This is a genomic window from Pseudomonas sp. GM78 (genome assembly GCF_000282475.1).
Taxonomy (GTDB): Bacteria; Pseudomonadota; Gammaproteobacteria; order Pseudomonadales; family Pseudomonadaceae; genus Aquipseudomonas.
The window spans coordinates 1-13,505 of sequence record NZ_AKJF01000017.1 but is presented as its reverse complement, the minus strand read 5'-3'; the positions used below and the strand labels follow the sequence as shown (position 1 = coordinate 13,505).

At 60.1% G+C, this 13,505-nt stretch carries 12 protein-coding genes and 2 pseudogenes; 9 read left to right on the top strand and 5 right to left on the bottom strand.

Annotation, left to right across the window (positions count from 1 at the left end):
• Window positions 1–182 precede the first annotated feature (182 nt).
• Both PMI35_RS30085 and PMI35_RS30090 read left to right on the top strand, forming a co-directional pair.
• Complete coding sequence (locus PMI35_RS30085) at window positions 183–2,570, top strand: arylsulfatase (protein ID WP_008054877.1); 2,388 nt, start codon at window positions 183–185, stop codon at window positions 2,568–2,570.
• Between the two features lie 249 nt (window positions 2,571–2,819).
• Window positions 2,820–3,374: a YdeI/OmpD-associated family protein gene (locus PMI35_RS30090; RefSeq protein ID WP_008054876.1), complete on the top strand. Its 555-nt coding sequence runs from the start codon at window positions 2,820–2,822 to the stop codon at window positions 3,372–3,374.
• A 91-nt stretch (window positions 3,375–3,465) separates the two neighbouring features.
• Here the strand turns inward: PMI35_RS30090 and PMI35_RS30095 are convergent, their stop codons facing one another.
• Window positions 3,466–3,924: a metallophosphoesterase family protein gene (locus tag PMI35_RS30095; RefSeq protein WP_008054875.1), complete on the bottom strand. Its 459-nt coding sequence runs from the start codon at window positions 3,922–3,924 to the stop codon at window positions 3,466–3,468.
• 206 nt (window positions 3,925–4,130) lie between these two features.
• Between PMI35_RS30095 and gltS the strand changes: the two genes are divergently transcribed.
• Entirely contained in the window at window positions 4,131–5,345 is a 1,215-nt protein-coding gene (gltS, locus tag PMI35_RS30100; RefSeq protein WP_008054874.1) for a sodium/glutamate symporter, read from the top strand.
• Between the two features lie 21 nt (window positions 5,346–5,366).
• Here gltS and PMI35_RS30105 read toward each other — a convergent pair whose 3' ends face one another.
• Entirely contained in the window at window positions 5,367–6,050 is a 684-nt protein-coding gene (locus PMI35_RS30105; RefSeq protein WP_008054873.1) for a winged helix-turn-helix transcriptional regulator, read from the bottom strand.
• A gap of 104 nt (window positions 6,051–6,154) precedes the next feature.
• Between PMI35_RS30105 and PMI35_RS30110 the strand changes: the two are divergent.
• Together PMI35_RS30110 and PMI35_RS30115 are read left to right on the top strand one after the other, a co-directional pair.
• Window positions 6,155–7,096, top strand: a pseudogene (locus PMI35_RS30110) (carbon-nitrogen hydrolase family protein).
• Window positions 7,097–7,151: 55 nt separating this feature from the next.
• Window positions 7,152–7,586, top strand: coding sequence for a GFA family protein (locus tag PMI35_RS30115; RefSeq protein ID WP_008054870.1), 435 nt, complete (start codon window positions 7,152–7,154; stop codon window positions 7,584–7,586).
• 20 nt (window positions 7,587–7,606) lie between these two features.
• Here PMI35_RS30115 and PMI35_RS30120 read toward each other — a convergent pair whose 3' ends face one another.
• Window positions 7,607–8,104 (bottom strand): cupin domain-containing protein, encoded by a 498-nt coding sequence (locus PMI35_RS30120; RefSeq protein WP_008054869.1) that lies wholly within the window; start codon window positions 8,102–8,104, stop codon window positions 7,607–7,609.
• Window positions 8,105–8,369: 265 nt separating this feature from the next.
• On the opposite strand from PMI35_RS30120, the gene PMI35_RS30125 reads away from it, so the two are divergent.
• The 3 genes from PMI35_RS30125 to PMI35_RS30135 all read left to right on the top strand — a co-directional run bounded on the left by PMI35_RS30125 (window position 8,370) and on the right by PMI35_RS30135 (window position 11,371).
• Window positions 8,370–8,693 (top strand): hypothetical protein, encoded by a 324-nt coding sequence (locus tag PMI35_RS30125; RefSeq protein ID WP_008054868.1) that lies wholly within the window; start codon window positions 8,370–8,372, stop codon window positions 8,691–8,693.
• A 246-nt stretch (window positions 8,694–8,939) separates the two neighbouring features.
• Entirely contained in the window at window positions 8,940–10,448 is a 1,509-nt protein-coding gene (locus tag PMI35_RS30130; protein ID WP_008054867.1) for a DUF3300 domain-containing protein, read from the top strand.
• Window positions 10,449–10,528: 80 nt separating this feature from the next.
• Window positions 10,529–11,371 (top strand): DUF2950 domain-containing protein, encoded by an 843-nt coding sequence (locus PMI35_RS30135; RefSeq protein WP_050562592.1) that lies wholly within the window; start codon window positions 10,529–10,531, stop codon window positions 11,369–11,371.
• 68 nt (window positions 11,372–11,439) lie between these two features.
• On the opposite strand, the gene PMI35_RS30140 is transcribed toward PMI35_RS30135, so the two are convergent.
• Window positions 11,440–12,078: a TetR/AcrR family transcriptional regulator gene (locus PMI35_RS30140; RefSeq protein ID WP_008054865.1), complete on the bottom strand. Its 639-nt coding sequence runs from the start codon at window positions 12,076–12,078 to the stop codon at window positions 11,440–11,442.
• 158 nt (window positions 12,079–12,236) lie between these two features.
• Between PMI35_RS30140 and PMI35_RS30145 the strand changes: the two genes are divergently transcribed.
• A complete protein-coding gene (locus PMI35_RS30145) occupies window positions 12,237–12,662 on the top strand; it encodes a hypothetical protein (RefSeq protein ID WP_008054864.1) in 426 nt (141 codons plus the stop codon).
• Window positions 12,663–12,728: 66 nt separating this feature from the next.
• Here the strand turns inward: PMI35_RS30145 and PMI35_RS30150 are convergent.
• Window positions 12,729–13,505, bottom strand: a pseudogene (locus tag PMI35_RS30150) (allantoin permease); the annotation flags it as partial.

Genomic DNA, 13,505 nt, shown 5'->3' with positions numbered 1-13,505 from the left:
GCCGTGAGCCAAAAACGAGTAGCTGCACTCACTTTTGAGAATGAACTACACCTTTCATCTGTTCACTTCTGTGTCTCAACCGCCTCCAACTACGCTCATCAACGTCAGCAAGAACTCCACTCCAGAGGGTTCCTTGACGTGCTCGGTCGGGGGACACCCATGCGTTGATTCGGAGATCAGGAATGAGACAGCAATTGCGTCCCTTGATGAGTGCAGCTTTTGGTTTCACGTTAATGCTGGGCCTGAGTCAAACCGCGCTCGCCGTCGAAGTGATGGGTGTCGAAGCGTTACCCGGCAAAGTGGGCGAGGTACTGCCGATCCAGGCGCCCAAGGCTGAGCCCATTACCGAGATGGACTGGCGTAAAGTACCTGCGCCCAAACGCTTCCAGGTCAGGCCTCCCAAAGACGCTCCCAACGTAGTCATTGTGCTGATGGATCAGGCTGGCTATTCAGATCCCTCGACCATGGGTGGGGCCATTACTACACCGACCATGGACATGCTTGCCAAAGAGGGCGTGACCTTCACCGATTTTCACGTCAATCCGCTTTGCTCCCCCAGTCGCGTCGCCCTGCTGACCGGACGCAACAGCCATCAGAACAGCATGGCCGGGGTCACCGGTACAAATACGTCGTACCCCGGCGATACCGGAATTCGCCCACCGACCATTTCCACCATCGGCACCATCCTGCAGAACTGGGGGTACGTGACGTCTTACTTCGGCAAAAACAATGAGGTGCCAGACAACGAAGTCAACGTCAGCGGACCCTATGATCGTTGGCCGACCCGCAGCGGATTCGACAAGTTCTACGGCTACATCGCCGGTGAGCAATCGTCCTTCAGCCCGAGCCTGATTGATGGCACCACCTTCATTGGCACACCTCGCGACCCTAACTATCACTTTAATAAAGACATCACCGACAAGGCCATCCAATGGGTTCAAACCACCCATTCGCTGACTCCGGATCGGCCCTTCCTGATCTACTACGCCTCGAGCGCCAGCCATCCGCCACACACGCCGCCAAAAGACTGGATGGCGCGCGATCCTTACAAAGGCAAATTCGACGAAGGCTGGGATGTGCTGCGGGAAAGAATCCTGGAGCGGCAGATCAAAATGGGCATCATGCCCGCCGGCACCAAGCTTGCCGAAAACCCCGAAAGCGTAAAACGCTGGAACACCTTGTCGGCCGACGAGAAGAAAGTGTTTGCCCGTGAGATGGAGGTGTACGCCACGCTAACTGAAAACGCTGACCATGAGGTCGGACGGTTGGTCGAGGGTATTCGCGATCTGGGCGAGCTGGACAATACGCTGTTCATCTACATCTTCGGCGACAACGGCGGGTCGGTCGTCGGTGACGTCAACGGCACCTTCGTTGAGTGGTCTGCATTGAACGGTGCGCCGGAAGATGTGCCCTACCTGTTATCGCGTCTGGACGAGTACGGTGGGCCGGACTCCTATCCCAACTACGCGGTCGGCTGGGCCATGGCCAGCTCGACCCCGGCGACCTGGGGCATCACCTTCGCCCACGGGGGCGGCAACATCGCCGGGATGGTGGTGCACTGGCCCAAAGGCATCAAAACCAAAGGTGAGCGCCGCACCCAGTACACCCACTTGATCGACGTGGTGCCGACCATTCTCGATGCGGTCGGCATCCCCGAACCTAAAGTGGTCAACGGTGTCGAGCAATTGCCGATGCCCGGTGTCAGCATGCGCTACGCCTTCGATGACGCCAACGCCCCGGAACGCCATACCACGCAATACACCGAGACCGCTGGCAACCGCAGCATCTACCACGATGGCTGGCTGGCTGCGGTGGTACACACCGTGCTGTGGGAGCCGAAAAACCGTACCGATGACTTTGCCAAGGACAAATGGGAGTTGTACAACGTGCGCGAGGATTTCGGCCAGGCCACCGACCTCGCGGCGAAATACCCGCAGAAAGTCGAAGAAATGAAAGCGCTGTTTCTGGCCGAAGCGACCAGGAACAACGTACTGCCCCTGGACGATCGCCGAGTCGAACGTTTGAACCCCGAGGTGGCTGGACGTCCTGACCTCATGTTCGGTCGCAAGTCGTTGACCCTGTACCCTGGCATGCCCGGCATGACCGAGAACAGTTTCATCAACACCAAAGCCACCTCTTACACCATCAAGGCCGATATCGATGTGCCCGCACAAGGTGCAGACGGGGTCATCTTGTCCCAGGCAGGAAAATTTGGTGGTTGGAGCTTCTACGTCAAAGATGGAAAACCCAAGTATGCCTACAACTGGCTGGCGCGCGAGCTGTATGTCATCGAAGGCACTGAAAAACTGCCCCCGGGCAAAGTCGATCTGGAGTTCGATTTCAACTATGACGGCGGCGGCCTGCACAAAGGTGCGACAGGCATCATCAAGGTCAATGGCAAGAAGGTCGGCGAAGGCCGGATCGAGAAAACCATGGGGGCGCTGTATTCCCTGGCCGCCGAAACCGCCGACATCGGCAAGGACGCGTTCTCCCCGGTCACGAAGGATTACGATCCATGGGATAACGCCTACACCGGTACCATCAAACAGGTAACTATCGATCTCAAGTGATGACGGTATCACTCCGGCAAATGGGCCAAGAGCAGTCGGTACGAATGTGTCTTTTGGGTCGACTGAGGCACTTCGCAGCTGGCTGCAACGGCCATTAGCACCCGCTGGACAGGTTAGTGGCTAATAGGTAGCGTCGACCTTCTGCACTGAATATTTACCGCAGCTGAGCTTGGCGACATCACTGTCGGTTTTAAACGCGACAGTGATGTCGCCAGAGAATAGTCAGGCGTATTGGTTGGAGGAGTCGCAATGACAACAATCGATGTGAAATCCCGATTCGAAGCAAAGCTTCTTCGTCCGGCAAAGCCTGGCAATGATACGTCGTGGGCGTTCGTCGTACTGCCAAGAGACGCGAGTGAACAGCTTCCGAGGCGAGGAAGGACGACCGTTGACGGCACAATCAATGGGCACCCTTTCCAGGCAACCCTTGAGCCGGATGGTCAGCTGAGCCATTGGCTGCAGGTCAGTAACGGGTTACTCGAAGCCGCAGGCGCGGCCGCTGGGGATGTCGTTACGCTAGAGCTGACACCTGTGAAGAAGGAACCCGAGCCTGACATCCCAGCTGACTTTCAGGAGGCATTGGCAGCCAATCCCGAGGCTCATAAAGTCTGGAAAAATACGACGACCCTCGCACGAGTGGACTGGATACACTGGATTACTTCAGCCAAGCAACTCAAGACGCGCGCAAAACGAATGGGTGATGCCTGCGAGATGCTTGCATCCGGCAAGAAGCAGGTTTGCTGTTTCGACCAGTCCGGTTACTACAGCAAGGCCTTCCGGGCGCCCGAGGCAGAAGATTTTTAAATGGAGCATTGCGCTGCCCCCTTTACCCCCTCAGTTCAGCATTGCTAGTCGCCCCCTTTATCAAAGACAATACCCGCCCCTAATAAAACGCTCACTCCAGCAACGAAACCAGACGCGGTTCAATCACCCCCGCTTGCACGTCAAGCAACGCCAATGTCACCGGCAACTTGAACCGTCGCGGCCCTGCACTGCCTGGATTGAGAAACAGCCGTTCACCGCGCCACTCAATGAGCGGCTTGTGGGAATGCCCGGTAATCACCAGCCTCGTGCCTGGTTCCAGCGCTGCCGGGACATCGACAATGTCGTGCACCAGCAAAACCTGCCATCCCTCGAGCTCGAAACTCAGGTGATCGGCGAGATGTTCAGCCCACGCAGCCGCCAGGTCATTGTTCCCGCGCACGACATGCAGCGGCGCGATCAACGCCAGTTGTTCGAGAACTTCCGGCTTGCCAATGTCGCCGGCGTGAATGATCCGTTCACAGCCCTGCAACGCCGCGAGCGCTTCTTGGCGGAGCAGGCCATGGGTATCGGAAATCACGCCAACTTTCATGCAAGGCTCCTGGCCACTCTCATGGATGTACGCCCCCTGCCCCGGCGATTGCGTGTTCCGGGATCAGGTGCTTGACTCACTTCGGCGAACCCGGGCCTTGACCGCGTCCGGTTTCGTCGGCGATCTGTACTTTCATTGATCCAGGTCGCAAAGCCGTGCGATCGACTCTGGATAATATTTTTTTCAGGTTTTTCAATAGGCTATAGATGACCGCCCAACTCTTCGCTGTTCATGGCCTGGTGAGTTTCACCCTCGCCATCCTGCTGCTCTTCCTGGGCAAGACGCTGGTGCAGCACAGCACCTTGCTGCGTCAATACTGTATTCCAGAATCGGTGGTCGGTGGCTTTGTCTGTGCGGCGGTCACGAGCCTGTTGTACTTCGGTCTGAATATCCAGGTCGAGTTCGACCTGCAAGTTCGCGACACCATGCTGCTGTATTTCTTTGCCGGCATCGGCTTGAGGTCGGACATGCGCCAGCTGATCAAGGGTGGGCGACCGCTGTTGATCCTGCTGGTGCTCGCCGCGGTGTTCATCTTCCTGCAAAACGCGCTGGGCATGGGCATGGCCGAGGTATTCGGGCTTGATCCCAAGGCTGGCCTGATGGTGGGTTCCATCTCCCTCACCGGCGGGGTTGGCACGACCCTGGCCTGGGCACCGCTGTTCGTCGAAAGGCTGGGCATCGAGAACGCGCACGAATTGGGGATCGCCAGCAACACTGTCGGCCTGATTGCCGCTTGTGTGATCGGCGGTCCCATCGCCAACCGCCTGATCCGTCGCCATCAACTGACGCCATCTGGGGATGCAGCGTTGGAAGTCGGCATTCTCGAGCAACAGCAGAGCAAGCCACTGGACTACTACGACGTGCTCTGGGCGTGGATGTGGCTCAATTTGACCTTGATGCTCGGCTATGGACTCAACCTGTTGCTGGTCGATAGCGGGATCACCCTGCCCAAGTTCGTCAGTTGTCTGTTCGCCGGTATCGTCATTCACCACCTCGTCCGGGGGCTGATCGGCGAGCAGCGCCTGAAATCCTGGAGCGGCGCCAGCCAGGGCCTGTCGCTGATTTCCGATGTCTGCCTGGGCATGTTCCTGACCATGGCGCTGATGGGCTTGCAGCTGTGGCAGCTCAGCGGCGCGCTGCTGTTCATTGCTTGCGCACTGACCCTGCAGATCCTGTTGACCGTGCTCTATACGTATTTTCTGGTGTTCCGCTTCATGGGCCGCAACTACGAAGCCAGCGTGATCGCTTCAGGCTTCGGCGGCATTGCGCTGGGTTCCACCGCGACAGCCATCGTCAATATGACGACCGTGACCCAGAAGTACGGTGCGGCTCACCAGGCCTTTCTCATCGTGCCGTTGGTGTGCGGATTTTTCATTGACCTGGTCAATGCCGTGATTATCGGGATGTTCAGCGGGCTGTAGCGTCTCGTTTGATTTGAATGGCTATCGCGCCGCGCTCCGGGTACCGGCAAATGCGCTTGTACCCAGCCAGCGCCACAGGTTTTGCGCGTCCTGCGCTGCGCCATCCACACGCAGCTCTCGCGACTCAAGCACCTCCCGCGGTGTGCGGTCGCCCGCCCATACCTCAGTCAAGGCACGCACGCTGGAGTCGACGACGAGGGTCAATTCACGCCCGGGATCGTCGCGGCACAGGTCTGCCACACCCTCCTCGACCACCAGCCACCACGCTTGCTCGCCGGACCGCGCGTCACGGAATTTGAACTGGATGACCACCGGCCGGGAGGGGAACGTCTCGAGGCGCACGAACCGGCGCACGTCCCACATGAGCAGGCCCGCGTCGAGCTGGTCGTCGCGCAGGCGACTGCCGATCCAGCGCGCGCCCCAATGCCCCAGCGCCATGATGATGGGGCGCAATTCCTCGCCCGCCTCGGTCAGGCTGTATTCCCAGACTTTGCCGACCGCTGTGCGATGCACTACACCGATTTCTTCCAGATGGCGCAGCCGCTGTGCCAGCAAACCGGTGGACATCCGGGGTACGCCGCGGTGCAGTTCATTGAAGCGTTTACTGCCGCACAACAGTTCGCGCACGACCAAGGGTGTCCAGCGCTCGCACAGTGCTTCAGCACCGCGCGCAACTGTGCAGAACTGACCGTAGCTTTCGTCCATCGCCTGCACTCCACCGCTGCAACGCTTCAGATTCTGAACTAGCCCCGGGACTTCGCCACGCGCACGCTCAAGTCTCCGACAGCCAACCGCCCCAGGAGAACATCATGACCAAGATCGCCATCATTCAGCGCCCGCCCGTGCTGCTCGATCGCAGTGCGACGATCGCCCGGGCCGTGCAATCGGTCGCCGAGGCCGCGGCGGCGGGAGCCTCGCTGATTGTTCTGCCCGAATCGTTCATTCCAGGTTACCCGTCGTGAATCTGGCGACTGGCGGCGGGAAAGGACGGGGCGGTAATGGGCCAGTTGCACGCCCGGCTGCTGGCCAACGCCGTCGATATCGCCAACGGTGACCTGAGCCAATTGTGCGAGGCGGCCCGCGTCCACGCGGTGACGATCGTGTGCGGCATCAATGAATGCGACCGGCGCAATGGTGGCGGCACGCTCTATAACAGCGTAGTCGTTATCGGCCCGAGCGGCGCCGTGCTCAACCGACACCGCAAGCTGATGCCCACCAATCCCGAGCGCATGGTGCATGGCTTTGGTGATGCAACCGGGTTGCGTCCGGTCGATACACCGGTCGGCCGCGTGGGCGCGCTCATCTGCTGGGAAAACTACATGCCGCTGGCGCGCTATTCACTGTATGCCCAAGGGGTGGAAATCTATGTCGCGCCCACCTACGACACGGGCGAGGGATGGATCTGTACGATGCGTCACATTGCCCTCGAAGGCCGCTGCTGGGTGCTCGGCAGTGGCTCCGCACTGCGCGGCAGCGACATCCCCGACGACTTCCCGTCCCGTGCGCAACTGTTTGCCGATCCGGACGAATGGATCAACGACGGCGACTCGGTAGTGGTCAATCCGCAAGGCCGGATCGTGGCAGGTCCATTGCACCGAGAGGCAGGCATTCTGTATGCCGACATCGACGTCTCACTCGTGGCCCCGGCACGGCGGGCGCTCGACGTCACCGGGCACTACGCGCGCCCGGACATTTTCAACCTGCAGGTGCGACGCACGCCGGCGACAGCGGTGAGCTATGTCGACGAGTGAAGGCAGGTACCTTTTGTGCGAGCAATGCCCTGACCATTGATCAAGGAGTCATGCCATGAACATTGAACGGTCTTACCAAGGCAGTTGTTTTTGCGGTGCCGTCGAGTTCACCGTCAGCGGTGAGCCGGCCGCGATGGGTTATTGCCATTGCGAGTCGTGCCGGCACTGGTCAGCGGGGCCGGTCAACGCCTTCACCCTGTGGAAACCCGAGGCGCTGCAAGTGACTCGGGGCGCCGACAACATCGGCACCTACAACAAGACACCCCGGAGTTACCGCAAGTGGTGCAAGATTTGCGGCGGGCATCTGTTCACCGAGCACCCGGGGATGGGGCTCATCGATGTGTATGCCGCGCTCATCCCGGATCTTGAGTATTCGCCGGGGGTGCATGTGCATTATCAGGAGTCGGTGCTGCGCGTTAAGGATGGATTGCCGAAGTTCAAGGATGTGCCGAAAGAATTGGGAGGATCGGGTGTTGGCGTCGGGGAATAGTTGTCAGGAACTTTGAATCCTTATCGCTTCGACGCATTACGAGGATCATCATGGCCATCCACGTACTCAAGCCCCAACGGCCCCGTCCCGTAGACTTGTGAGATGTACTCTCCTGATTTCGCCCAATGGAAGTGTGGCGTATTGGCCGGGAGTATCACGACGCTGCCCGGTCCATAGGCAACCAGCTTGTCCCGATCAAACACCGTACCGAAGCCAATATAGAAAACACCGGACATGACGGTGTAGATACGGTTTTCCGGATGGGTGTGGGGCATTAATCGGGTGCCGTTCGGCACTTTGACTCGCACCACGTAGGGTGCTGGTTTGCTCGGGTCGCCGGCGATAACTGCCAGTTTTACTTCTTTGGGGAAGGCGGGGAAGCTGCGCCATTCCACGTCTTCACTACGCAAGGCAGCGGTTTGATCGAGTGGCAATGGTTGCGCCTGAACGGACGGCATGGCTGCGCTTGCGACAAGAAGTGCTGCCAGGGCAGTTGTTTTCATAATGCTTTGAACCATGAGAGGCACCTTGACTACGCCATAAACAAAATCGTCAGGCTGACTCTATGGGCGATTGGCATTAATGATAACGGCGTGATCGGGCATTACAGTTGATACGCAATGTAATCAATGCTCCGTGCCATATCATCACGCTCACCAGGGGGCTCGCGCTGGCCCTATCAATCGCATCGATGTTCAACATCACGTCAATGAAGTTCTCTTAAAAAATCCGCGGCGTAACATCAGCTCCATACCAACCAACAACACCCCGGAGCACACGATCATGAAACGCCAAACCCTCCTCAGCATCGCATTCTCGGTTTTTGCAGTTAACGCTTTTGCCGCTACCTCTGTTCAGCCTGTTGTCGCTGAAGGCGGCTCGGATCGTTTGATTGAAAGCCGAGTGGCTGAAGGTGGTTCGGATCGTTTGGTCGAGAATCGTGTAGCTGAAGGCGGTTCGGATCGCCTGATCGAGAATCGCGTCGCTGCTGATGGTTCTGATCGTCTGCAAGGCAACACCGTCGCCGCCGATGGCTCCGACCGCCTGCAAGGCAACACCGTCGCCGCCGATGGCTCCGACCGCCTGCAAGGCAACACCGTCGCCTGACCCCATCGCTGCACCGCACCCACAAAAAGCCCGGCCTGATCAGCCGGGCTTTTTCGTGTTCACTGCACTGGGCGGTACCTATCGACTGCTATTGGTCCGAGAACCGAAGGTATTTCGGGCAGAATTTTTATGTTTGCTACTATCAATGGACGGCGTCGAAGTTGAGGTCCGGGTTTGCGCAGTCGGCTTGCATTCACCTGGCATTGATCCACTCATTTCATATCTGCCTGACCACAGGGAGCGGTGATGCGTACCCCATTTTTCTACGTGTTGTCAGCGATGTTTTTTCTCAGCGGCCCGGCCCTGCAGGCCGCGGATCCAGCCCCCACCCCGACAGCCAGCCCTGCCAATACGGCAGCGGCCACGGTGCCCGCCAAAGACCCGGTGTTTACCCAGGAACAGCTGGATCAAATGCTGGCGCCCATCGCGCTCTACCCGGACCCATTGCTGGCACAGCTACTGATGGCGTCCACTTATCCCGGGGAAGTCGCCGAGGCGGTCACCTGGTCGAAGGCTCACCCGGACGCCAAGGGCGATGATGCGGTCAAGCAAGTGGCGAACCAGCCTTGGGACCCGAGTGTGCAGGCGCTGGTTGCCTTCCCGCAGCTCCTGGCAACGCTGGGGCAGGATCCGGTCTGGGTACAACGCCTGGGGGATGCCTTCCTGGCGCAGCCCGACGATCTCATGAATGCCGTGCAACGCTTGCGTCGTCAGGCCCAGGCCGCCGGCAACCTGCAGAGCAACCAGTATCAGAACGTGACGATCCAGAACGCGGCACCGGCCCCCGCACCGGCCGCCACGACCACGACGCAGGCTCCGGCCCCTGCGAGCAGCAGCTCGACCATCATCATTCAGCCGGCCGATCCGCAGGTGGTGTACGTCCCCACCTATAACCCGACAACCACCTACGGCACCTGGGCCTATCCCGCGTCACCGCCTGCCTACTATCCCCCGCCGCCTGCCTATTACCCTGGCCAGGCGCTGATGGCCGGGCTGGCGTTTGGCACCGGGGTGGCCATCGTCGGTGCGTTGTGGGGTGAATGTGACTGGGGCAATAACGACGTCGATATCGACGTCAATCGCTACAACAACATCAATGCCAACAACCGGATCACCAACAACCAGAACAAGTGGCAGCACAACGCCGCCCATCGCAATGGCGTGCCCTATCGAGACAGCAGGAGCCGCGAACAGTTTGGCCGGCAGCTGGACGGCGCCAGTCAACGCCAGGCCTATCGAGGGGACAATGCCCAGCGCGCCCAGGCGCGTGATAGAGCTCGTAGCTCAATGGACCGGCACGGCATAGAACGACCTGCCACCAGCAACCTGGAGGCCCGTGATCGGGCGCGCGACGCCCAGTCCCGGGCCGCGGCTGGCAATCGGCTGCAGGCCGGTGCAGACAGGCCGAAAGCGGCCGATAGGCCGAGAACGGCTGACCGAAGCCAGGGTACCGCCAGAAATACCCGGGAGAATCAGCAATCGAGAGTTCAGCAACCCAGGAATCAGAACCAGGCCAATCAACGCGCACAAACGCGCCAGGCGGCGCAAAACCGCCAGGCTGCACCGGCCGTCAATAGAGGCAGTGCCCGCAACAATGCCTTCGCCGGCGCGCGTTCGCCGTCCCAGGCCAACCTGCAAGCCAACCGTGGCCGGGCCAGCCAGGCTTCCTTCCAGCGCCCGAATGCCTCGCGGGCAGCCGGGCATCAGATCAGTCGGCCGTCCGGCGCAGCGCGTTCAAGGGGGGGCCGCCGTTGAATAACCATCCTCGAGTAAAGGCACGCAAGAGCGTGTTTGTGCATGCCCTGGCGATCACGGTCGCCCTGGCCTGGTCGTGCATGGCCACGGCGCAGCAGGAATTTGCAACGCCGGAAAAGGCCGCCCAAGCGTTCGTCGAAGCCTTGGGTACGAAAAACGCCGATCAGAAGCGCCTGGCCGAGTTGCTGGGTGAAAACTGGCGCAGTTTTATCCCTCGCGACGGCGCGGAACGTGAAGACGTGGAAGCGTTTTTGAAGCAATACCACGAGCAACACAAGATCGAAAAAACCACTGACAAAAAGGCGATCCTGTCGGTGGGCAAGGAGCAATGGACACTGCCGATCCCCATCGTCAAAAGCGCAAAGGGTTGGCGCTTCGACATCAAGGCCGGCAGTGCTGAACTTCGTACACGGCAAATTGGCCGCAACGAGCTGGCCGCGGTGCAATCGGCGCTGGCCTATCACGATGCCCAGATGGACTATGCCTCGGTGGATCGTGACGGTGACGGCGCACTCGAATACGCGCAGAAAATCTTCAGTACCCCCGGCAAGCACGACGGACTCTATTGGGCGGACGACGATAGCGGGCAGATCAGCCCGTTGGGCCCCGAGTTCGGCAAAACCATTGCTGGGGAACCCTGGCATGGTTACCGCTTCCGCATCCTGCTGGGCCAGGGGCCTTCTGCACCGGGTGGGGCCTACAGCTACCTCATCGGCGACAAGATGAGCCGGGGTTTTGCACTGATCGCCTGGCCGGCGAAATACGGTGAAACCGGGGTGATGAGTTTCATGATCAGCCATGAAGGACAGGTCTTCGAAAAAGACCTGGGACCTGGGAGTGAAAAGCTGGCGCAGGCAATGAAACGCTTTGATCCGGATGACAGCTGGACTGAAGTGCCGGCCGATGATGAGAAGGCGGACTGAGGCGGGTTGATCGTTCCCACGCTCTGCGTGGGAACGATCAGGAGTGCGCGCACGTACCATCGCGCAGATCAGCCACGCTTTCGACGGTTTCGTTCATCCTCATCCAACGCCTGGCGAACCAGCGCGCGCGCTGCCCAGGCGGTAGTGGCGAGTGATTCTTCGATACTCGCGCCACCGATATCGCGCACGGCAATCAACGCCTCGGTGCCCATGACGATCGACAGCGCCTGCTTCAGGCGTTTGCGCGCTCTGGCTGACAGCACGTCCTTCAGCGAGTCGACTATCGGTTCGATGTAGCTCAGGCGTCGGCCCGGTCGCAGGGGCTCGTGGGACTCGTTTTCGAGCCACACGGTCATGAACGAACGCTCCATCACGTGCAGGCCGATCTCGTCGTCGATCAGCAGTTTGTTCAACGCGTTCGCCGCCAGGCCCATGCCCTTTACCGGATCGTCACCCGGGCGCCAGATGCGCTCCAGCGGCGGCATGTCACGGTCGGCCGCGGTCTCGCTGAGCAACGCCTCGACCGTGGGAAAGTAGCGATAGGCCGTGGCGCGCGATACCCTGGCGCGCTCGGCCGCCTGCGCCACCGTGGGCTGCTGGCCCTCGTCGCGCAAGGCGACGGCGGCCTCGATCAGCGCCTGGCGGGTGCGCAGCTTCTGGTTGATTCTGCCCTCGCCGATCGACGGGCTTGACTGGGAGCTCGACATGGAATAAATGATACCTTGTCTTGTAATGAGACATGAGTCTCATAATAGACGCACGGCACGGGATCTGCCACCGCCCCTGTGCGCAGCACCTGCGGGCATCACGATTTCAGGGATTTTCCAGCAACTGAGCGCGCCTCAGGGCGCTTGAGGTGAATGCCATGAATCACACTTCCCGTTCGCGGACCTGGTTTCGGCTCGCAGCCCTCTACTTTGCCATTGGCGTGATGCTGGGGGTGACGATGGGCGCGTCCGGCGACCACTCGCTCTTCGCCGTACATGCCCACATCAATCTGTTGGGATGGGTGTCGATGGCGCTGTTCGGCGTCATCGGCACAGTGCACCCGTGCATGACCGAAGGTCGCGCAGCTGCCGTGCAGTTCTGGACGTATAACCTGGGCGTGCCGGTGATGCTCGGCGCGCTGACCCTGCGCCTGAAGGGCTTTGCGTCGATCGAGCCATTGATTGGCGTCGCATCGATTTTGATTGGCGTGAGCGTGCTGCTGTTTGCCTGGCTGGTGTTCTCGCGCATCGGCGTTGCTGCCGGGTACTTGAGCCGTACGACAGGCGAATCAAGCCTGTCATGACCCGGTAGCTACTGCCGCGGGTGCCGTATGGACAAGGCACCCGCAGCGAGATGTCCGACTGCTCCTCTACTGCGCCACCTGCAGGCGCAACCGGCTTCGACGTGACAAACCGGCCTGCAGGGCAAACGCCAGGACCACGGTCGAAGGCGCCGAAAAGCTGCCCAGGCTACCACCGCTGTACATCAGGGCGAGGCCCGTTGCCGTGGCGCCAAACCAGGCCGTCAGGCCCACCGGGTTGAAGGCCGCCACGCGTTCCAGCGCCGCCACGTCACTGCGTCCGTAAAGAATCTGCGCCAGCGCCACGCCGACCCAGGCCACCACGAAAATGCCCTGGTAGGCCAACGCCTTGAGCAAATAGGCAAACACATCGGCGAGCATCAGGCCGTACACGATCACCCCAACCGCCAGGGCCCATGCCCAGTACGAACCGCGCACACCGAAACGGGCGAAGAACGCCTGCATGTTAAGCGTCGCCAGGTAGTAGTTGGCGGTATTGATGCGGGTTTGCGTGGCCCAGACAAACAACAAGCCCCACAGGCCCATCAACTGCAGGATCGCCATGACCACCGACACTTCGTTCAACGCGCCTTCATGGGGAATGCTGCTGACCAGATAGATGCCCGCGGCGCCGTTGAGCAGAAAGGTCACCGCGTAGAACGGCATGCCGAAGTTCCAGCGACCGTGATACTCAGCGTCCTCAGGCTTGCCGAAACGTGCGTAATCGAAAGTGAACAGCATCAGCACCCAAACGCCCATGTAGGCGACGAAGCAATCCCACCAGCCAGACGCACTGGGGGTTGCCGGGCCGAAATCCAGCCATTGCGGCTGGTAGCCATAGCGGCT